At 71.8% G+C, this 19451-nt stretch carries 18 protein-coding genes, 1 tRNA gene and 2 pseudogenes; 12 read left to right on the plus strand and 9 right to left on the minus strand.

Annotation, left to right across the window (positions count from 1 at the left end):
- The first annotated feature begins 338 nt into the window (after positions 1 to 338).
- A complete protein-coding gene (locus tag ABZ267_RS17420) occupies positions 339 to 1334 on the plus strand; it encodes a LuxR C-terminal-related transcriptional regulator (RefSeq protein ID WP_356746393.1) in 996 nt (331 codons plus the stop codon).
- 20 nt (positions 1335 to 1354) lie between these two features.
- On the opposite strand, the gene ABZ267_RS17425 is transcribed toward ABZ267_RS17420, so the two are convergent.
- The 3 genes from ABZ267_RS17425 to ABZ267_RS17435 form a co-directional block, all read right to left on the minus strand.
- A complete protein-coding gene (locus tag ABZ267_RS17425; protein WP_356746394.1) occupies positions 1355 to 1618 on the minus strand; it encodes a hypothetical protein in 264 nt (87 codons plus the stop codon).
- 476 nt (positions 1619 to 2094) lie between these two features.
- Positions 2095 to 4680 (minus strand): FtsX-like permease family protein, encoded by a 2586-nt coding sequence (locus ABZ267_RS17430; RefSeq protein ID WP_356746395.1) that lies wholly within the window; start codon positions 4678 to 4680, stop codon positions 2095 to 2097.
- Positions 4677 to 5465 carry an ABC transporter ATP-binding protein gene (locus tag ABZ267_RS17435; RefSeq protein ID WP_356746396.1) on the minus strand — a complete coding sequence of 263 codons (789 nt, stop codon included), beginning with the start codon at positions 5463 to 5465 and terminating at the stop codon, positions 4677 to 4679. The genes ABZ267_RS17430 and ABZ267_RS17435 overlap by 4 nt, the downstream gene beginning before the upstream one ends.
- A 429-nt stretch (positions 5466 to 5894) precedes the next feature.
- Between ABZ267_RS17435 and ABZ267_RS17440 the strand changes: the two are divergent.
- Positions 5895 to 6511: pseudogene (locus tag ABZ267_RS17440) on the plus strand (histidine phosphatase family protein).
- A gap of 273 nt (positions 6512 to 6784) precedes the next feature.
- A complete protein-coding gene (locus ABZ267_RS17445; protein ID WP_356746728.1) occupies positions 6785 to 8260 on the plus strand; it encodes an MFS transporter in 1476 nt (491 codons plus the stop codon).
- Here the strand turns inward: ABZ267_RS17445 and ABZ267_RS17450 are convergent.
- Positions 8223 to 8468, minus strand: coding sequence for a 2Fe-2S iron-sulfur cluster binding domain-containing protein (locus ABZ267_RS17450; RefSeq protein WP_356746729.1), 246 nt, complete (start codon positions 8466 to 8468; stop codon positions 8223 to 8225). The two genes, ABZ267_RS17445 and ABZ267_RS17450, sit on opposite strands and share 38 nt — an antisense overlap.
- Between ABZ267_RS17450 and ABZ267_RS17455 the strand changes: the two genes are divergently transcribed.
- A complete protein-coding gene (locus ABZ267_RS17455; RefSeq protein ID WP_356746743.1) occupies positions 8359 to 8592 on the plus strand; it encodes a hypothetical protein in 234 nt (77 codons plus the stop codon). The two genes, ABZ267_RS17450 and ABZ267_RS17455, sit on opposite strands and share 110 nt — an antisense overlap.
- Positions 8593 to 8779: 187 nt before the next feature.
- On the opposite strand, the gene ABZ267_RS17460 is transcribed toward ABZ267_RS17455, so the two are convergent.
- Entirely contained in the window at positions 8780 to 9304 is a 525-nt protein-coding gene (locus tag ABZ267_RS17460) for an ATP-binding protein (RefSeq protein WP_356746397.1), read from the minus strand.
- A 167-nt stretch (positions 9305 to 9471) separates the two neighbouring features.
- Here ABZ267_RS17460 and ABZ267_RS17465 point away from each other — a divergent pair.
- The 4 genes and pseudogenes from ABZ267_RS17465 to ABZ267_RS17480 form a co-directional block, all read left to right on the plus strand.
- Positions 9472 to 9657 (plus strand): annotated as a pseudogene (locus tag ABZ267_RS17465) (helix-turn-helix transcriptional regulator); the annotation flags it as partial.
- Positions 9640 to 9837 (plus strand): DUF397 domain-containing protein, encoded by a 198-nt coding sequence (locus ABZ267_RS17470; protein WP_356363849.1) that lies wholly within the window; start codon positions 9640 to 9642, stop codon positions 9835 to 9837. The pseudogene ABZ267_RS17465 and the gene ABZ267_RS17470, both read left to right, overlap by 18 nt.
- 96 nt (positions 9838 to 9933) lie before the next feature.
- Positions 9934 to 10590 carry a DUF433 domain-containing protein gene (locus tag ABZ267_RS17475; RefSeq protein ID WP_356746398.1) on the plus strand — a complete coding sequence of 219 codons (657 nt, stop codon included), beginning with the start codon at positions 9934 to 9936 and terminating at the stop codon, positions 10588 to 10590.
- Positions 10580 to 11044, plus strand: coding sequence for a toxin-antitoxin system, toxin component, PIN family protein (locus ABZ267_RS17480; RefSeq protein ID WP_356746399.1), 465 nt, complete (start codon positions 10580 to 10582; stop codon positions 11042 to 11044). The genes ABZ267_RS17475 and ABZ267_RS17480 overlap by 11 nt, the downstream gene beginning before the upstream one ends.
- On the opposite strand, the gene ABZ267_RS17485 is transcribed toward ABZ267_RS17480, so the two are convergent.
- From ABZ267_RS17485 to ABZ267_RS17495, 3 genes are all read right to left on the minus strand, one after another.
- A complete protein-coding gene (locus tag ABZ267_RS17485; protein WP_356746400.1) occupies positions 10994 to 11893 on the minus strand; it encodes a cellulose-binding protein in 900 nt (299 codons plus the stop codon). The two genes, ABZ267_RS17480 and ABZ267_RS17485, sit on opposite strands and share 51 nt — an antisense overlap.
- 214 nt (positions 11894 to 12107) lie before the next feature.
- Positions 12108 to 14570, minus strand: coding sequence for an SUKH-4 family immunity protein (locus ABZ267_RS17490; protein ID WP_356746401.1), 2463 nt, complete (start codon positions 14568 to 14570; stop codon positions 12108 to 12110).
- Positions 14567 to 15544, minus strand: coding sequence for an SMI1/KNR4 family protein (locus ABZ267_RS17495; protein ID WP_356746402.1), 978 nt, complete (start codon positions 15542 to 15544; stop codon positions 14567 to 14569). The genes ABZ267_RS17490 and ABZ267_RS17495 overlap by 4 nt, the downstream gene beginning before the upstream one ends.
- A 302-nt stretch (positions 15545 to 15846) precedes the next feature.
- Between ABZ267_RS17495 and ABZ267_RS17500 the strand changes: the two genes are divergently transcribed.
- Both ABZ267_RS17500 and ABZ267_RS17505 read left to right on the plus strand, forming a co-directional pair.
- A complete protein-coding gene (locus ABZ267_RS17500) occupies positions 15847 to 16359 on the plus strand; it encodes a YwqJ-related putative deaminase (protein WP_356746403.1) in 513 nt (170 codons plus the stop codon).
- A 10-nt stretch (positions 16360 to 16369) separates the two neighbouring features.
- Positions 16370 to 16882 carry an SUKH-3 domain-containing protein gene (locus tag ABZ267_RS17505; RefSeq protein WP_356746404.1) on the plus strand — a complete coding sequence of 171 codons (513 nt, stop codon included), beginning with the start codon at positions 16370 to 16372 and terminating at the stop codon, positions 16880 to 16882.
- 162 nt (positions 16883 to 17044) lie between these two features.
- Here ABZ267_RS17505 and ABZ267_RS17510 read toward each other — a convergent pair whose 3' ends face one another.
- A complete protein-coding gene (locus ABZ267_RS17510) occupies positions 17045 to 18382 on the minus strand; it encodes a histidine kinase (RefSeq protein WP_356746405.1) in 1338 nt (445 codons plus the stop codon).
- 156 nt (positions 18383 to 18538) lie between these two features.
- Between ABZ267_RS17510 and ABZ267_RS17515 the strand changes: the two genes are divergently transcribed.
- Complete coding sequence (locus tag ABZ267_RS17515) at positions 18539 to 19318, plus strand: hypothetical protein (protein ID WP_356746406.1); 780 nt, start codon at positions 18539 to 18541, stop codon at positions 19316 to 19318.
- Between the two features lie 7 nt (positions 19319 to 19325).
- Positions 19326 to 19398: transfer RNA gene (locus ABZ267_RS17520), tRNA-Gln, on the plus strand.
- Positions 19399 to 19451: the final 53 nt, after the last annotated feature.

A 19451-nucleotide genomic window follows, 5' to 3' on the forward strand; every position in this document is an offset into this window, starting at 1 on the left:
CTCTACGCGGTGCCCGTTCGGGCACTCCGGCGGCTACCGGTGGTGGCCGGTGGCCGGCGTACCGGTCCGTCCGTCGCGCCACCACCACCGCTCGTCGCCGGTCGCCCGCCGTTCATCTCCACAGGACGGACAGTTCCGTCGAGGGGCCTCACAGGAGTGATCCCACCGTCTAGTCTGTGGCCGACCATGGCACGAACGGTTTCCGACGGATCACCGGCACAGACACGGTTCCACCAGTTCCACCGGCCGCGACAGCGGACGGCGACCGGCTCCGCGGGGCGATCCCCGGCGGTGCACGGACCCAGACGGACACCAGGTATCGGGTATCGGGGGCGTACGTGGGCGAGAACGAGATGGCGGTTTTCGGTGTCTCCGAGGCCGAGGAAGAGATCTACCGCCACTTCCTGCGCAACCCCTCCGCCGCCGCCGACGACCTCCACCTCCTCCTCCACACCGAGCCCGGCCAGGCCCGCGCCAGGATCGACCGGCTCCGGGAGCTGGGTCTGCTCCGGGTGGAGGACGACGGCCGCCTGATCGCGCCCGTGGACCCCGAGACCGCCCTCTCCCGCCTGGTCGACCTGCGGCTCCACGCACTCCACCAGGAGCTCCAGCGCGTCACCCGATCGCGGCACGTCATTGATGGTCTACGCGCGGAGCAGGGCGCGCGTACGCCGCCTCCGCAGGGCATCGAGCAGCTGGAAGGGCTCGCCCAGATACGTAACCGGATCGACGACCTCGCCTTCTTCGCCCGGGACGAGATCCTCTCCGTGGAGCCGTACACCCGGCTCTCACCGGAGAACATCGCCCGCTCCCGACCGCTGGACCTGCGCTGCCTCAGACGCGGCGTCCGGATCCGCAACGTCGTCTCCGCCGTCGCTCTCAAGGACCCGCCGACCGCCGCCTACCTGCGCGAGCTGTCCGAGCACGGCGCGTCGATCCGGGTCACGGCGGACACCACGGAACGGCTCCTGGTCTACGACCGCCGCGCCGCCCTCGTACCGCTGGACCCGCGCGACACCTCCCGCGGCGCGTTACTCGCCCACCGCAGCGGTCTGGTCACCAACATCATCGCGCTGTTCGAGAAGATCTGGGACCAGGCCGAGGAGCTGCCCACCGTCGACGGCGGCCGCGGCGCGGAGCGCGAAGGCCTCTCCGCCATGGAGCGGCGCGTCCTGCTGGCGATGTGCACGGTCGGCAAGGACGAGGCCGGGGCCCGTGAGCTGGGTGTGTCCGTACGGACCTACCGGCGGCACGTCGCCGAGCTGATGCAGACCCTCGGCGCGGCCAGCCGCGCCCAGGCCGCGCTGCTGGCCCGTGAGCGCGGCTGGATCTGACGTACGGAGCCCGGGTCCGGTCAGAACTCCTGCGTCCACCCTCGCAGCGCCGCGTCCGCCAGTACGCAGGAGACCGCCCGCCGCACCGCCGGCGCGTCCGTCGACCCGGCCAGCTCGACCCGCAGCACCACCCGGTCCTGGCCCACCTCCGGATGGCAGGACCAGTGTCCTGGGAGCAGCCCGAGGAGCCGTACGACGGTGGTCCAGCCGGTCGGAGCGGCCCGGTCGCGGCGTACGAGGACGACGGCGGCGACCCCGCCGGGGCCGGGCGGACCCGGCGTCACGACCCCGCCTCCCGGCCGCCGCCATGCCCGGTGTCCCTACGCCGGCCGCCGCCCAGCACCTGCCGGGCCGCCGCCGCCAGTGCCGTGATTGACGAGGACGATGGCGGTGCGGGGCGAGCGACGCGGCTTCGGGTGGGGCGAAGTCCTGTACACGTTGTCCCCTTTCGGCGATGGGTCCATGCCGGGGTGGGTCCCGGTAGGGACGACGATGCCGGCGCGGAGCGGGGACGCAGAGGTGCAGCCGTGTCAGCTTGCTGCACACAGCTGCGGCCGCCCGTGCCCCAAGCCGACAGGGCCCGCCGTGACCGGCGGGCCCTGTCGGGGAACGAGGCGGAGAACGGATTCGGCCCCGGGGCGTTTGGAGGAACGCCCCGGGACCTGCCGGTCATCCTACGGTGAACACCGGTCGGCCAGAGGCCTGTTCAGGAGCCTGTTCAGCGGCCTGCACAGGGACCAGCGGCCTGGCGCGTGGTGGCTCAGCCGTCCGTCGCGATGGCGTTGAGGACGTTCATCCGGCCGGCCCGGAAGGCCGGGACGAGTGCGGCGAAGAGTCCGACCAGCGCCGAGCAGGCGAAGACCGTGAGGATCGTCGGCCACGGGATCTCCAGGACCTCCAGGCCCTCCAGGGCCAGCAGCTTCTGCGCCGCCGTGCCCCAGCCCATGCCGAGGCCCAAGCCGAGCAGAGCACCGAAGAGCGCGATGACCACGGACTCCAGGCGGATCATGCGGCGGAGCTGGCGGCGGGAGAGGCCGATGGCCCGCATCAGGCCGATCTCGCGGGTCCGCTCGACCACGGAGAGGGCCAGGGTGTTCACCACACCGAGCACCGCGACGATGATCGCGAGCGCGAGCAGACCGTAGACGATGTTGAGGAGCTGGCCGACCTGGCTCTTCAGGTCCTCCTTGAAGTCGGCCTGGTTCTGCACCTTGTAGACCGGATACTCGACGAGCGCGCTCTTGAGGGCCGCGTACGCCTCCTTCTCCTTGCCCTCCTCGGCCTTGCCGAACATCGCCACGTTCTGCGGCATCCGGTCGGCCGGGATGTAGGAGGTCGCCGTGGTCATGTTGGTGTACATCGCGCCGCGGTCGATGTTGGTGTCGTCGGAGGTGATGGCCGCGACCTTCAGCTTCGCGCTCTGCCCGGACGTGAACGCCACGGTGAGCGTGTCGCCGACCTTGACCCCGTGCTTCTCGGCGTAGTCCTCGCCTACGGACATGGCGTTCTTGTCGTAGGCCTTCGCGAGGTCGCCGGAGAGGGCGGTGCGGCGGACGTCCTGCTGGTACGTCGGGTCGGTGGCGGTGATGCCCTCGTCGACCGTCCTGCCGTTCGGAGCGGTGATCTTCGCCTTGAGGTAGGTGTAGTCCGTCATGTGCTCCAGGCCGGGCACGGCGTGCAGCGCCTTGGCGGCCTGGGGCACGATCGGCCGGCCCGCGCCGCTGTCCTGGACGATGAAGTCCGCGCCGACCGACTTGTCGAGCTCCTCGGTGGCCGAGGCCACCATGGAGGACCCGACGACGGAGAGGCAGGCGACCAGAGCGAGGCCGATCATCAGGGCCGCGCCGGTCGCTCCCGTACGCCGTGGGTTGCGCAGCGCGTTGCGCTCGGCCAGCCGGCCGACCGGGCCGAAGAGCCGCAGGACGACCACGCTGAGGGCCCGGACGACGACACCGGCCAGCAGCGGGCCGATCACGATGAAGCCGATCAGGGTCAGCAGCACACCGACGGCGAGGAGCCCCGAGCCTTCGGTGGCCTTGTCGGCCTGCGTCGTCGCCCAGAGAGCGGCGGCGCCGGCGCCGGTGAGGACCAGGCCGATCCCGGCCCTGACCCAGCCGGAGCTGCCGTCGGCCGGTGTCCCGGCGTCGCGGAGCGCGGCCATCGGAGAGACCTTGCCGGCCCGGCGGGCCGGGATGTACGCGGCGAGGACGGTGACGACGACACCGAGCGCGAGGCCGATGACCGGCGTCGTCCAGGCGACGGTGAGGTCCCTGGTGGAGAGCTCCATGCCCACGGCGCCCATCAGCTTCATCAGCCCGACGGCGAGACCGATACCGGCGGCGACACCGAGGACCGAGCCGACGATGCCGAGCAGGACCGCCTCCAGCAGCACGGACCGGTTGACCTGCTTGCGGCTGGAGCCGATGGCCCGCATCAGGCCGATCTCGCGGGTCCGCTGGGCGACCAGCATCGAGAAGGTGTTGACGATGAGGAAGATGCCGACGAGGAAGGCGATCCCGGCGAAGCCGAGCATCGCGTACTTCATGACGTCCAGGAAGGCGCCCATCTCGTTCTTGTTGGCGTCGGCGGCCTCCTGCTGGGTCTGCAGCTTGTAGGCGGCGGAGCCGTCGAGAACGGCGGCCACGTTCTTCTTGAGCTGCGTGTCGCTGACGCCGTCCTCGGCGGTCACCAGGATCTGCGTGAAGACGTCGGGGCCGCCGAGAAGGTGGGTCTGGGCGGTGGCGGTGTCGAGGTAGACGACGGCCGCACCCGGGTTGGTGACGGTGAAGGACGCGATGCCGCTGATCTTCGCCTTGATGTCACCGGTGGCGGCGATGGTGCGCAGCTCGTCGCCGAGCTTGAGCTTGTGCTTCTTCGCGGTGTCGCCGTCGATCATCACCTCGGTGGGGCCACGGGGTGCGTGTCCGGAGGTGATCTCCATCGACCGCAGGTCGTTCTGCGTCCAGTTGCTCGCGATGGTGGGCGCGCCGGTCTCGGAGCCCATGTTCTTGTTCTTGCTGTCGACGACGGTGACCGCCATGGAGAAGGCGGCGCCCTCGGCCTTCTTCACCCCGTCGGCCTGCTCGACCCGCTGGACGAGCGAGGCCGGCAGCGAGGCGGGCTTGCCGTCGGCGGACTGCTCGTCGGCCTCCTCGGCGGCCTTCGGGCTGACCGTGACGTCCGGCGAGGAGATGGCGAAGAGCTTGTCGAAGGTGGTGTTCATCGTGTCGGTGAAGACGAGCGTGCCGCAGACGAACGCCACGGAGAGCAGCACCGCCACCGCGGAGAGGGCCATCCGGCCCTTGTGCGCGAAGAAGTTGCGCATCGAGGTCTTCCAGACAGTCATGACGTCCGCCCACGTGCGTCGAAGTTCTTCATGCGGTCGAGGACCTGCTCCGCGGTCGGGTTGAGCATCTCGTCGACGATGGAGCCGTCGGCGAGGTAGAGCACCCGGTCCGCGTAGGAGGCGGCGACGGGGTCGTGCGTGACCATGACGATGGTCTGGCCCAGCTCGTCAACCGACTTGCGGAGGAAGGAGAGGACTTCGGCGCCGGCCCGTGAGTCCAGGTTTCCGGTCGGCTCGTCACCGAAGATGATCTCCGGCCGGGCGGCGAGCGCCCTGGCGACCGCGACGCGCTGCTGCTGGCCGCCGGAGAGCTGGGTGGGCCGGTGCTTGAGGCGATCGGCGAGCCCGACGGTCTCCACGACCTGCTGGAGCCAGGCGGCGTCCGGCTTGCGGCCCGCGATGTCCATCGGCAGCGTGATGTTCTCCAGCGCGTTGAGCGTCGGGAGCAGGTTGAACGCCTGGAAGATGAAGCCGATCCGGTCGCGCCGGAGCTGGGTCAGCTTCTTGTCCTTGAGCTTGGTGATCTCGGTCTCGTCGAGGAAGATCTCGCCCGACGTCACCGTGTCGAGACCGGCCAGGCAGTGCATCAGCGTCGACTTGCCGGAGCCGGACGGACCCATGATCGCCGTGAACTGCCCACGGGCGATGTCCACATCGACATGGTCGAGCGCGACGACCCGGGTCTCCCCGCTGCCGTATGCCTTGACGACCTGCCGCGCTCGCGCCGCGACGGCCGTACGCCCTCCAGTGCCCCCGTGCCTGGGAATGGTTACAGCCGTTGTCACGGTATGTCTCCTACGTCGGTTGATGACTGGACGTCCATGTCGGCGGATGACTGGACGTCTGTGTCGGCGGATGACTGGGCGTCCGCGTCGGCGGACGACTGGACGCCGTCGGTCGTCGAGCACGTGCCAAGTCTGGGTTCAACAAGCTGTCCGGCGCGATGGTGCCCAGCGCAGTCTTGAGGTGGGGTTTTCCCCACCTTTCCCCCTGCTGCGGGCCGCAGGTGCGACGTAAGAACAGGTTAAGGAAAGCCCCTCACCGTCCACGTCCTCCGCCGGGAGGAAGTGGCCCTGGCCACTATGAGGGGGTGACCCCTAGGGGGAGTCGTCCTCCGGAGGGAGGCGGCCTCAGGGTCCGCCTCCGGGAACCACGACCGGAGGCGGTGCGTCCACCCGGGACAAGATCACCGACGCGCCCGAAAGGACCAGGACATGACCGTCACCCGCTACCTCCACCTCGTCCGCCACGGCGAGGCGACACCCGACGAGAGCGGCCTGACGGAGAACGGCCGCCGCCAGGCCACCCTGCTCGGCCACCGCCTCACGGACGTCCCTTTCACGGCCGTCCACCACGGCCCGCTCCCCCGAGCCGAGGAGACCGCGCGCCTGATCGGCGACGAACTGACGGACGTCCCGCTCCACCGCACCGAACTCGCCGGCGACTACGTGCCGCACCTACCGAGCCGGGACGAACTCCCGCCGGAGTCCGCCGACTTCTTCCTCCGCTTCCTCGAAGGAGCCGGCGAGGAGCAGCGGGAGCAAGCCCCGCCCTGGCCCGCCGGGCACTGGAGCGGTTCACCGGCCCGGTCGACGGCGAGGAGGACCGCCACGAACTGGTCGTCACTCACAACTTCCTGGTCGCCCGGCTCGTCCGCGACGCCATGTACGCCCCCAAGTGGCGCTGGCTCGGCCTCAACCACGCCAACGCGGCCCTGACCGTCATCCGGTATCCGCCCGACCGGCCCGCCTCCGTCCTGTTGACCAACGACATGCGCCACCTCCCCGCCGACCTGCGCTGGACCGGCCTCCCACCCGTGCCGCACCTCTGAGCCCGGCCGCCTCCGCAGCCACGACCTCGCCCGAACGCCCCCACGCCACCGCCCGGGATGAGACAGTGCCCCGGGAGATACGTGCATAGGGAAGGAAAACCGGTGGGCGGCACGGAGGCCAGGGACGATACGAGCGGTACGGACGGTACGGGGGCCAGGAGCGGCACGGGCGGCATGGGCGGCACTGAGCCCGATACGCAAGGAACGGCCGAACCGGGCGCATCCGCCGCTCTCACCACCCCGCGCGGCCGCCGTCCCGTCGTCGCGGCCCTCATGCTCGGCATGGCGCTGGCCGCCATCGACGGCACCATCGTCTCCACCGCCGTACCGCAGATCGTCGGCGACCTCGGCGGGTTCACCGTCTTCTCCTGGCTCTTCTCCGGCTACCTGCTCGCCGTCACCGTCACGCTTCCGGTGTACGGCAAGCTCTCCGACACCTTCGGCCGCAAGCCGGTCCTGATCGCCGGGATCATCCTCTTCCTCGTCGGCTCGCTGCTCTGCGCCGCCGCCTGGAACATGGGCGCGCTCATCGCCTTCCGTATCGTCCAAGGTCTCGGCGGCGGCGCTCTCCAAGGCACCGTCCAGACCATCGCCGCCGACCTCTACCCACTGGAGGAACGCCCGCGCATCCAGGCCAGGTTGTCCACCGTCTGGGCCACCTCGGCGGTGGCCGGGCCGGTGGTCGGCGGGCTGCTCGCCGGATACGCCGACTGGCGGTGGATCTTCCTCATCAACCTGCCGGTCGGCGCGATCGCGCTCTGGCTGGTCGTCCGCCACCTCCACGAGCCCACACGTCCGCGCCCGAAGACCCGTCCCCGTATCGACTGGGCAGGCGCGCTGGCCGTCTTCGCGACCGGCGCGCTGCTGCTCACCGCGCTCGTGCAGGGCGGCGTCGCCTGGCCGTGGCTCTCGGCGCCCTCGCTCGGCCTGTTCGCGGCGAGCGCGGCGCTGGCGGCTCTGACCGTCGTCATCGAGCGACGCGCGGCCGAACCGATCATCCCTGGCTGGGTCTGGCGCCGCCGCACCATCGCCTCGGTCAACCTGGCGCTCGGCGCGATGGGTCTGCTGATGGTCGCGCCGACCGTCTTCCTGCCGACGTACGCGCAGTCGGTCCTCGGCCTCGGTCCGATCGCCGCCGGTTTCGTGCTCTCCGTCATGACCCTGAGCTGGCCGGTCTCGGCGGCCCTCTCCGACCGGGTCTACAACCGCATCGGCTTCCGCCTCACCGCCATCATCGGCATGAGCGCCGCGCTGTTGATCCTGCTGGCCTTCCCGCTGCTCCCCTACCCCGGCGAACCCTGGCAGCCCGCGCTGATCATGCTGCTCCTCGGCGCGGCGCTCGGCCTCTTCCAACTGCCGCTGATCGTGGGCGTGCAGTCGACGGTGGGATGGGCGGAGCGCGGTACGACGACGGCATCCGTCCTCTTCTGCCGCCAGGTCGGCCAGAGCATCGGCGCGGCCGTCTTCGGCGCGGTGGCGAACAGCGTGCTGGCCGCCCGCCTCCTCGACGCCCCCGTACCCGGCCTCCCCGACGACCTGGACGCGGTCGCTCGTACGCTGGAGGATCCCGGCGCGCTCTCGGCGGCGGCCACGGACCACCTGCGGCGGGCGGTGGACGCGGCGGTGGACTACGTCTACATCGGCGCGGCCGGAGCCGCCGCGCTGGCCCTGCTCGCCCTCGTCGTCCTCGCGCCGCGCCGCTTCCCGGTCATCACCGAGGCGGACGGCAAGCAGGACACCGCCGCCTGAGCCCTGGCGGGTGGTCAGGAGTCCGCGATGTCGAGCGTGACCTCCGACAGCGGACACCCGTGCACGCCAGTACGTAACCGTCGGCCTTCTGCCGCTCCGTGAGGCGGTTCGGCCCGCTCTGTGCGACCTCGCCGCGCCTCAGCCGCACCATGCAGTCGCCGCAGTTCCCCACGGTGCAGGAGTACGGCATCGGCAGCCCGGCGGCCAGGCCCGCGTCCAGGAGCGTCTGGCCCGGCTCCACGACCGCCGTGCCGACGGGCTCGCCGTCCCGCTCGACCGTCATCCGCCGCGGCACGGTGGTCCCGGGACCGGTCTCCGTACCGCCGGTGTAGCGCTCGTGGTGCACCTGCCCGTCCGGCACCGCGAGCCCGGCAAGGACCTCCCGGACGAGGGCCGTCAGCGCCTCCGGCCCGCAGACGTAGTAGTGGGCGTCCCGGGCCGGAGGATTTCGCGTCCCGCAGGAGGCCCCTCATGCCGTCGGCCGACCGTCGTCTCCAACCACGTCGCAACCCCCGCGCCTCACAGGCCGCTGGACCGCTCCGGAGCCGCCACCTCCGCCCACACCGTCTTCCCGATCGGCTGCCGCGGCTCCCAGCCCCACCGCGACGCCAGGCACTCCACCAGGAACAGCCCGCGACCCGACTCCCGGTCGGCCGGCGGCAGCACCGCCTCCTCGGGCGTCCGGCCGAGCCGCGCGTCCGAGACCTCGATACGGAACCGGCTCGCCGCCCCCTCGTAGTCCACCCGCACCGCGAACTGCCGACCCGGCAGCCTACCGTGCCGCACCGCGTTGGCGGCCAGCTCCGCCACCACCAGCGCCACGGTGCACGACACGTCCGCCATCGGCCCGAACCCCCACTGCCCCAACTGCCGCACCACGGCGTGCCGCGCCTCCTGCGCGCCCTGCGGCGTGGACGGGAACTGCCGGGACAGCGAGCCGTACCCGTTGCCGTTCAGCCCGAAGCCGCGCGGGATCGGCGGGTCCTCCTGTCGCCCGTCGGTCTCCGTCGCCGCCGTCGTCCTCTTGCCGCTCATGCCGGTCATCCGCTCGCTCGACGCTCCTCACGTCACCCACACGAGCGGGTTCCGTGACGTTCCGTACTCAAGAGTCGGCCGTCCGCCCTAGCCTCGGAAGGTGACAGCGCCTTACCTCGCAGGCCGTAAGGAACGGAAGTGACGCCGTGGCCAGAGCAATTGACCCGCAGTCCTCGATGGCCGCCCTCTTCGGCACCCGTGTGCGCAAGCTCCGCGAGGCGGCCGGACTCACCCAGACCGAAGTGGGCGTCCTCACGCACGTGGTCGGCAGCCGCATCAACCAGATCGAGCGGGCGACCGGCGCGAAACCGACGCTGGAGCTGACGCGGCACCTGGACCGTGAACTGGTGGCGGACGACCTGACCGCCGCCGCCTGGCGCAGCAGCAGCCACAGCAACCAGGAGGGCGGCAACTGCGTGCAGGTGGCGGACGGATTCTCCGGCGTCGTCCCCGTCCGTGACAGCAAGAACCCGGGCGGTCCGGCCCTCGTTCTCTCCGCCACGGCCTGGACCGCGTTCATCAGCGGGATCGCCACCCGCTGACCGCTGCTCGCCGTGCGCTCCGGTCCGGGATGTGTCCGTGGCCGGCGCCGGCAGGCTGGTGTGCGACGACGCGGAATCGTCTACGGGAGGTGGATCATGGTCGACAGATTCACGGACGGGCTCCTGACGCCCACCGAGACCTCGTCCTACCTGGAGATCCCGTATTCGACGCTCACGAGCTGGCTGAACGGAAAGGCCGCAGGCGCCCCGCTGGTCCACGCCGTCGAACCCACGCGCAAAGGGCAGCCGTCCATCCCCTTCATCGCCGTGGCCGAAGCCCACGTCCTGCGCTCCCTGCGCACCCTCGGCCTGCGGATGAGCGAGATCAGGGAGGCTGCGGCAGCCGTACGGGACGCCTTCGACACTCCGTACGGTCTCGTCTCGAAGCGCATCGCCACGGACGGCGTGGACATCTTCGTCGAGCACGGCCTCGGCGACCTGCGCCGGGCCAGGGACGGCCAGGCGCCGATCCAGGAGGTCGTGGCCCAGTACCTCCGCCATCTGACGTGGGAGGCGGACGCCGACTTCCCGTCCAGCCTCCAGCTGAGTCAGTACGGGGAGGCCGTGCCCGTCGTGATCGATCCGCGCTTCGGGCGCGGGCTGCCCGTGGTCGCGGCCGATCGTGTCCCGGTCCAGGCCATCACCGACCTGTGGGAAGCCGGCGAGACCGTCGAGGACATCGCGTACGACTTCGATATGGCCCCGGAGCAGGTGGGCGCTCTCTGCGAAGCCGTGGTGCAGCTTGCCGCCTGAATTCTTCCTCGACCGCAACCTCGGGCGCCGCGTAGCCGACGGACTGCGGGACCGCGGATGGATCGGCCACCACATCGGGGACGCGTTTCCGGAGGACGGACAGCGCATCGCGGACGAGGAGTGGATCGACCACGGTCTCCGCCGGGCTTGGGTTCCTCTGTCCAAGGACGGCCGCATCAAGACCCGTGACGCCGAGATTCAGCCTGTCCTGGACCACAAGGCCGTCTCCTTCTACCTCGACAGCCAGCAGCTGCCCAGCATCCAGATGGTCGAACGGCTCGACACCCACCGCACAGCGATCCATCAGACGATCGCCAAGGGCGGCCGTCCGCCTACGCCGTGCGGCACGACCGCGTCGAACGTACCTGGCCGTAGGCCCCACGACCGGCCCCCCAGCGCGGGATCAGTCCTCCGCCGGCCCCGCCGTCACCCGGCCCGTCAGCGCCGCCAGTGAGCTGCGGACGTGGGCCATGTGCGCCTGGGCCTCCTCGCGGCCCTCCTCGTGCTCGCGCAGCACGCGCTCCGTCTCCCGTACGATCCGCTCCTCGCGCACCCGGGCCTCCGAGAGGATCTCCGCCGCTCGGGCCTCCGCGTCCTCCTGGCCGTGGCGGGCCGCCTCCTGGGCCTCCGACAGGATGCGGCCGGCCTCCGCGAGGAGGGCCTCCGCGCGCTCGGTCAGCTCCTGGTGGCGGGCCTCCGACTCGGCCTCGGCCGCGGCGATCTCGGCCTCGGCCGCTTGCTGGCGCTCCGTGTGCTCCTGCTCCTGGCGGGCCAGCACGCTCGCCGTACGGCTCCGGGTCTGCGCCATGGCCTCCTCGGCCGCGCCGCGTACCTCGCCGGCCTCCTTGCGGGCCGCGGCGAGCACGGACTCCGCCTCCCGGAGCGCCTCCGCGACCCGCTCCTCCGCCGCCGCCACGGCAGCGGCCCGTACCGCGTCCGCCGCCTCACGCGCCGCGTCCGCCAACGCTCGCGCCTCCGCGTCGGCCGCGTCCGCCAGCTCCTGGCCCGCCGTCTCCGCGTCCACGCGCAGCGCCTCGGCCTGCTCCTCGGCGAGCGCCAGAAGGTGCTGCGCCCGCTCGCCCAGCTCCGCGTAATCCTGCTTCGGCAGCGCCGCCACGGTCTCGGCCAGCCGGGCCGCCTCCGCCGCCAGCTCCTGCGCCTGCCGCTCCAGCCGTGCGACCTCCGCGAGCGCCGTCTCCCGCTCGGCCGTCCTGGCCGCCACCGCGCGGTCCACCTGCTCCGGACGGTAACCACGTCCCCGTACGCCGACGACGTCGAACGCGGACACCGGTCCAGCACTCATAGCCTGAAGCCCCTCTACCGACCTACGGACACGCGGACGCACACGGGTCTCCCCGCGATACGTCAAGGATGCGGCAATTGGGGCCGGAAGTCGGAATCGATCAGACGCTTTCCGGACGGAAAGCGACCGGCGTCACACGTCCGGTACGCCACGACCCACCCGATCCGTCCCGGACCGGATGGGACGGACAACGCGTCTCAGCCAGCGGTACGGATCAGAGCAGACCGTCCCACATCTGCTCCAGCAGCACCGACCACCAGCTCTCCGGCGACGCCAGCGCCGCCGGATCGAGCGCCACCAGCTGTGCCTGGAAATCGACGGTCCACCGGCCCGCCTGCTCCGGCGTCAGCCCGAACCGGAGCCGCCACATCCGGCCCAGCAGCGCCATCGACCGCACGAACTCCGGCAGCCCCGTGTTCACGAACTGCGGCGGAATCGGCTGACCGCCAGGACCCGCCTCCACCGGCACGGCCACGATGTTCGCCGTCCCGTACTGGACACAGATCGCGCGCCCGAAGTCCGTACCCATCACCAGGTACGACCCCGCGTCCGGCGCCGCCCGCACCTGCCGCTGCGCCGCCAGCTCACCCAGCGTCGGCACCACCGGCTGACCCGGCTGTGCCCAGAAGAACGGCCCGAAATCGGCCGGCAGACCGGCCCACACCAGGGTCCGCGCCACGATCTCCGGCACACCCTGACGCGACACCGCACGCTGGTCGAACCGGAGAATTCCCTGCGGACCGAACGCCTGCAGCAGCTCATCGGCCACCGCCTCCGGCGGCAGCGCGGGCGCGGGCGGCAGCTGCGGCAGCGGCGCCCGCACCGGCGCCGGCCGCGCCGGACCGTCCGCCACCTGGTGCAGCTCACCCTGGTGCGTCAGCAGATGCCGCATGCCCTGCTGACGGCTCGCGTGATCGGTGCCGTACGGAGCGACGCTGGTGATCCGCACCTGCGGCCAGGTCTCCCGGATCATCCGCGCGCAGTACCCGCCCGGCAGCTCGCAGGACTCCAGCTCCGTGTGCAGCTCGATGACCTGCTGCGGCGGCACGTTCATCGCCCGCAGCTCGTGCAGCATCTGCCACTCCGGGTGCGGAGTGCCCGGCGCCGAACGCCGGATCAGCTGCTGCTCACTGCCGTCCGGCGCCCGGAACCGCAGCACCGCCTGGTAGCCCGGACCCACGGTCGGCAGACCGCTCGGCTGCTGCGGATAGCCGTACGCCGGAGGCGGCGGCGGAGTGTGCGGACCGGGCGCCTGCGGTACGGGACCGTGAGCGGCGGCCTGCGGAGCGCCGGGCGGAGGTCCCGGAGGACCGGGCGGGCCGGGGACCGGGATCGGGCCGGAGTTCGCGAACATCGTCTCGGCGTGGTGCACACCGCCGGGAGGCGGTGTGGAGCCGGGCGGAGGACCGGGCGGGCCGGGAGGCTGCGGGGCGCCGGGGACGCCGGGAGGGCCCGGGGGCAGCGGGGCGCCCGGGGTGCCGGGAGGGCCTGGCGGGCGGGGCGCGCCGGGAGTCGGGACGCCTGCGCCGAGGCTGCTGCCGTCGGCGAGCATCGTCGCCGCGTGGTGGACGCCACCGGGAGGCGGCGTGGAGCCCGGCGGAGGACCGGGAGGAGCGGGCGGGCCGGGCGGCGGAGTGGCGCCGGGCGGGCCGAGCTGGGAGACGAGCTGCGTCGGGATGTACCCGCCCGCCGGAGCGCCGGGCGCACCCGGGCCGGACGGCGGCGGCGTCGCGCCGGGACGTACGCCGGGGATGCCGGGCGCACCGGGCGGCGGCGGGGTCGTCGGGCCGGCCCCACGCGAACCGCGCGGTGGCACCACGGCCTTGCTGGTGGCCGCGTCCGCGATGTCACCGGCGTCCTGGGACGGCGGAGACGGCTGGTCGGCGGGCTTGAGCGCGGGAGCCACCTGCGTACGCGGCAGCTGGCTGCCGCCGGACATCAGCGCGGTCGGCGCCTCGGCCGGCACCACCGGCGGCGGGGCCTCCTCGTCGTCCGTCCCGGACAGCGGCGGCGCGAACACCGTCGCCGGCAGCGGAACGGCCCCGTCGTCGGAGTCGGACGAGTTGGTGTCCGTACCGGCCCACGGGGTCGCGTCGGCGGGCACGCCGTCGTCGGCGGTGGGCTCGTAGGCCGCCGCACCCGTACTGCCGCCTGCCGCGTGCCAGGAGGGCGGAGTGTCCGTGGGCTCATCCACGGGCGTGGATACGGGCGTTCCGCCGGACGCCTGGCCCGACGCGGAACCAGCCGAAGCCGCCTCCTCCGCCGCCGCCCGGCGCTCCGCACGGTGGTCCGGGATGCCGAGCTTGTCCGCCGCCTCCTGGAGCCACTCCGGCGGCGTCAGCAGGAACGACGTCTGGTTCAGGTCCACGCGCTGCGGCGGCTCCGGAGCAGGGGCCGGCGCGCCCGCCGGAGTCCCGTACTCCTCCTCGTACCGCCGGATCACCTCACCCACCGGCAGCCCCGGCCACAACGTCGCCTCGCCGCTGTCCCGGGCGATGACCAGCCGCTGACGGCCGCCGTCCGAGACCGGGCCCTCCGCGCGGTCCTCGGCCCACACCACGAAACCCAGCTCGAACTCACGGACCCGGACCTCACGGTGCTGGTACGCGGGCACGTCACCGTTGACCCACTCGTCCGCCCGCTCCTGCGCCTGCGCGAAAGTCACCACCGCGCTCACCCCTCCACCGGGACGGCGCGCGCGAAGCCGCCGTCCACCATCAGGTTCGCCACCGTCTCCAGCTCCGGCGGATTGCCCGCCAGCCGCTGGAGGAAGGCGTCGAAGTCCGCACCGCACGGCAGCAACAGCCGCTCCACGCGCTCCTGCACGCTCCAGCCGTCCTGGTCCCGGGCGTCGTCGTACGGACAGAACCACACCGAACCGACGTCCTGTCCCCGCACCTTCACCGCCAGGATCCCGCCCTGGACGAAGCCGACGCCCAGGTAGTCCTTGGTGAAGTGATCCCGCAGACACTTGTTCACGTACACCAGGTCGTTGACGGCCGCCTCGTCACGCACCGTGAAGAACGGCTGGTCCACCAGCAGCCCCAACTCGGCGTCCAGCGCGGCCCCGACGGGCGCCGAACCGCCCGCCGCTTTGAGGAACGAGCGGTAGGCGCCCGGCAGCCGGTAGCCGAGATCCTCCTCGACGCCCTGGATCTGCTGCTCGCTCACCGCGACCGCGCCCTTGGGCAGCCGGAAGTGCGCCGGACGCGTCTCCTGCAACGGCCGCGTACCGCGCCGGTCCTGGTCCACCTCGGTCGTCGCCAGACCGCCGTGGTGGCGCAGCAGCGCCTTCACCTCGACCGGCACCAGCTCCATCCGCCGGCCGCCCGCCACGTGGTGCCAGGTCCAGCCGTGCGGCGTCGCCACCGTGGGAATCGTGTCCCACAGCTCATGACCGGCCGCCGCCATCGCCGCGTTCGCCGACACGTAGTCGGTCAGCCGCAGCTCGTCGACACCGAACCCCTGCGGCGGGTCGGCGATCTCGGCGGCGGCGCGCGCGTACGGCGAGAAGTCCGGATGGCCGCTGCCGTCCACGCGCACACCCCTGGGGTGACGGGACGCCCGGACCGGGTCCGGGAAGTGCACGACCTGACCGGCGTAGGCCGCGTTCGGTGGCGCGGCTTGCTGCCCGAGCCGACCTGTCGTCATGGCGGTTGCCCCCTGCTGCGTCTGGTGGTTCCGCACAGCCTAAGCGGTGGGGCAACAGGGGGTCCCGCCCCGCCGGTTCCGTCACCAACGGTCACATCCGTGTGACGGTGAGGCGAGGTTTTAGCACCTTCCGGCGACACGCGCACACGTTTCCCCCACCCAGCTTCCCCACCACCCCGCACATTTGGCAGGCTGTCCCCGCAACTCGGGGGATTGCAGGGAGGGACGACCGCACCATGCACTCGGCACAAACAGTCACAACCAGCACATCCGGTACGCCCGGTACGTCCGGCGCACCCGGAGTGTCCGGAACATCCGGGGACCCGCGACTCAACTGGAGCAGCACCGAGACCAGCCACACGCCTCACCTGCTCCACCGCCGCGACGGGATCCTCCCCGCCGTGGCCGCCGCGCTCTCCGTACGCGGAGAGACGCTGACCTGCACCGCCGGCAAAGGCGACCAGCCGCCGGTCCTGCACCCGCTCGTCCAGGACTTCCTCGACACCCTCACCAGCGGCCAGCGCGAACGCTTCACCGGCCGCTGCCCCGAGGCCATACTGCTCTCGCGCCAGCTCACCGCCGCCGAGAGCGGCCGCTCCAAACGCGCCCAGCGAAAACCCCTGACCAACGGGGAAGCCCGGCGCGCGCTCAAGCACTCCCGCATCACCGCACGCCGCATCCGTGAGGACGGCGACCCGCTGCACGGCAGCTACGCACCACCGTGCCGGTCCTGTTCGGCGCTCCTCTCCCACTTCGGCGTACGCCCCGTCGACCTCACCACCACCGGCGCCGCGACCACCGCCGAGAAGGGCTGACCGCCCACCGATGCACGACCAGCACCCGTACCTTCCGCAGCAGCACAACTCCACCCGCTTTCCCGTCGCCGTCGACGCCGCCCTGCGCGAGGCGGGGTGGCAGCCCGGGCGGTGGGACATCCGGCAGGCCGAGGAGTGGGCCGACGCCCTGCGCGCCCACACCTCACCCGCCGGGCACCGGCACGCGGTCTTTCCGGCGGCGGTGGAGGCCTGGGCGGAGTTCGGCGCGCTCCACATCACGGCGACCGCACCGGGCCGGCAGATCGCGCCCGCCGCCGTCCGCGTGGACCCGCTGCACGGACTGCACCTCGCCCGGACGCTCGGCGACCTGGGCCGCGCGCTGGAGACGGAGGTGGCGCCGCTGGGGGCGGAGGGCGAGGAGCGGGCGGTTCTCGCGATCGACACGGAGGGGCGGGTGTACAGCATCGACCACACGGGGGACTGGTTCCTGGGCCGGGACATCGATGAGGCGCTGGCGACACTGATCACGGGAGCCCAGCCGACGCGCTTGAGGGGCGCCTAGCCAGTTCGAGCACCCTTCAGCCCGTCCGGCGCTTGAGGACGGAAGCGTCGCTCGGGACGAACCAAGAACGATCACGTCCCCGGACACGGAGAGGTCGCCGTTCCCCTCAGCAAGGGTTCCGTCCTCAAACGCCGGACGGGCTGGGGGTGCCACGGGTCAGCCTCAAACGCCGGACGGGCCGGAGGTGTCCGGTAGCACCGCCGACACCCGGAACCCGCCCGCGTCCGTAGGACCGGACACGAACACACCCCCCAGCCCCAGCACCCGCTCCCGCATCCCCACCAACCCGTTCCCCCCGCTCGGCAGCCCCGCATCCGCCACCGCCGCGTCCGACGGACCGTTCTCCACCTGCATCGCGACCTCGGAACCCCGGTGCGCCAACCGCACCCACGTCTTCGCCCCAGCCGCATGCTTGTGCACGTTCGTCAACGCCTCCTGCACCACCCGGAACGCCGTCTGCTCCACCTCCGGCGCGTACGGACGCAGCTCACCGTCCACCGACAGCTCCACCACCATCCCCGCCTGCCGCGACTGCGCCACCAACGCCTCCAGCTCGCTCAGCCGAGGCCCGTCCTCCGACGCCGCCGCAGCGGCCGCCGCCGCAGCCGCCTGCCCCACCGCCGCCAGCGGAACCGCACCGCCACCTCCGGCAGCCGGCGCGACCAACGCGTCTCCGCTCCGCAGCACGCCCAGCATCTCCCGCAGCTCCGTCAGCGCCTGCCGCCCCATCTCCCCCACCAGCGCCGCGTTCCGCACCGCCTTCGCCGGATCCTTCGGAGCCACCGCCTGCAGAGCCGCAGCGTGCACCACCATCAGACTCACCCGGTGGGCCACCACGTCATGCATCTCCCGCGCGATCCGCGTCCGCTCCTCCGTACGCGCCCACTCGGCCCGCTCCTCCGCCCGGTCCGCCAGCAGCGACAGCTCCCGCTCCAGCGAATCCGCCCGCTCCCGCAGACTCTCCATCAACCGCCGCCGCGCCCCTATGTAGAGACCGAACAGCACGGAGGGAGCCGTCAGCCCCACCGCCATGAACACCGACATCAGGGGCACATACCAGTCCCCCGGCCCAAAATCGTCCTGCTCGGCCACGCTCTGCCGCAGCCGCACATAGGTGACGATGAACGTCCCCACCAGCGCCATCCCCGCCAGCACGACGGTGATCCGGCGCGGCACCTCGGACGCGGCCAGCGTGTACAGGCCCACCAAGGCCATCAGGAAGCCCATCTCGGCCGGCGTCATCCCGATCGACACCAGCACCACGACGATCGGCCACCGCCGCCGCACCACCAGCACCGAACCCGCCAGCAGCCCGAACACCACCGCCACCGGCACCGGCAGCCCGGTGTTCCCGGCGAACTCCACCCCCTCCAGGCCACACTCCAGCGCCGAAAGCAGCGCCAGCCCCACGTCCAGGGCGACACTGCGCCGCCGCTCCCACCACCAGTAGCCGCGGGTGGTCGATCCCGCCGCCTCCTGGTCTGCCCCCGTTGCGGTCATGGCATCCAGCCTACGGGCGGGCGCATCTGCTTTTCCGGTGACCGGCATCAGCACGTTCCGCGTTCGAACGCGCACGAAACGCACGCCGATCGCCCGAAATGGCGAATCGAGCGCACATTCGACCCGGACGTCCGTATTCCGGATGACGATCACCGTATGACGGAAACCACAAGCAAGTACGCCGACTTCGAGGGCCTCCGCGCCCAGGCGGTGGCGCTGCGGCGGGAGGGCCTCAGCCGCCGCCAGATCCGCGACCGCCTCCACGTCGACAACAACGACCTCCTGGACCGCCTCCTCCAGGGCGAGCCGGCTCCGGAGTGGACGAAGCGGCCCCGCGCCAAGGACGACGTACGGGCGAAGGCCCGGGAGCTGCGCCTCCAGGGGATGACGTACGACCAGATCCAGGTGGAGCTGGGGTGCTCAAGGGGTCGATCTCGCTCTGGGCAGGAACGACAGGAAATCAAGCGATCCGCTCAAGGCGAGATCGGCTCCTTGTCCGAGCGTGAGCTCTTTCTGCTGGGCGTCGGGTTGTACTGGGCTGAGGGGACCAAGGACAAGCCCCACGCCCGCCGCGAGCGCGTCGCTTTCGTGAACAGCGATCCCGGCATGATCCAGATCTTTCCGACTTGGCTCGCCCTGATGGACGTCGCCCCCACAAGGCTGCGCTTCCACGTGATGATCCATGAGTCGGCGGATGTCGGCTCGGCCGAGCGCTACTGGGCCGATCTCACCGGTACGGACGTCTCCACGTTCGGCAGGACGACGCTCAAGAAACACAACCCCAGGACCAACCGCAAAAACGTCGGGGAGCACTATCGCGGCTGCCTCGTGATCCATGTGCAGCAGAGTGCCGACCTCTACCGTCGCATCGAGGGCTCGTGGTGCGGCATAGTAGGCGGCAGCGTTTCCGCGCGAGGTCTGTCTCTGCCCGGCTGACGCGTGTTCCGCCGTAGTGTAATTGGCAGCACGGCACCCTTTGGTGGTGTTCGGTCTAGGTTCGAGTCCTAGCGGCGGAGCAACTTCGCGGGCCCCGACCACACCGGTCGGGGCCCGCCCCCATTCCCCCGCC

Source organism: Streptomyces sp. NPDC006174 (genome assembly GCF_040614075.1).
Lineage (GTDB): Bacteria > Actinomycetota > Actinomycetes > Streptomycetales > Streptomycetaceae > Streptomyces.

Bases quoted from the DNA above. Each gene is read 5' to 3' on its own strand.
- ABZ267_RS17460 (WP_356746397.1), bottom strand. From the start codon at position 9,304: ATGACCGGCATGAGCGGCAAGAGGACGACGGCGGCGACGGAGACCGAC.
- ABZ267_RS17475 (WP_356746398.1), top strand. From the start codon at position 9,934: ATGGTCGACAGATTCACGGACGGGCTCCTGACGCCCACCGAGACCTCG.
- ABZ267_RS17510 (WP_356746405.1), bottom strand. From the start codon at position 18,382: ATGACCGCAACGGGGGCAGACCAGGAGGCGGCGGGATCGACCACCCGC.
- ABZ267_RS17515 (WP_356746406.1), top strand. From the start codon at position 18,539: ATGACGGAAACCACAAGCAAGTACGCCGACTTCGAGGGCCTCCGCGCC.
- ABZ267_RS17430 (WP_356746395.1), bottom strand. From the start codon at position 4,680: ATGACTGTCTGGAAGACCTCGATGCGCAACTTCTTCGCGCACAAGGGC.
- ABZ267_RS17485 (WP_356746400.1), bottom strand. From the start codon at position 11,893: ATGAGTGCTGGACCGGTGTCCGCGTTCGACGTCGTCGGCGTACGGGGA.
- ABZ267_RS17495 (WP_356746402.1), bottom strand. From the start codon at position 15,544: ATGACGACAGGTCGGCTCGGGCAGCAAGCCGCGCCACCGAACGCGGCC.
- ABZ267_RS17445 (WP_356746728.1), top strand. From the start codon at position 6,785: ATGCTCGGCATGGCGCTGGCCGCCATCGACGGCACCATCGTCTCCACC.
- ABZ267_RS17505 (WP_356746404.1), top strand. From the start codon at position 16,370: ATGCACGACCAGCACCCGTACCTTCCGCAGCAGCACAACTCCACCCGC.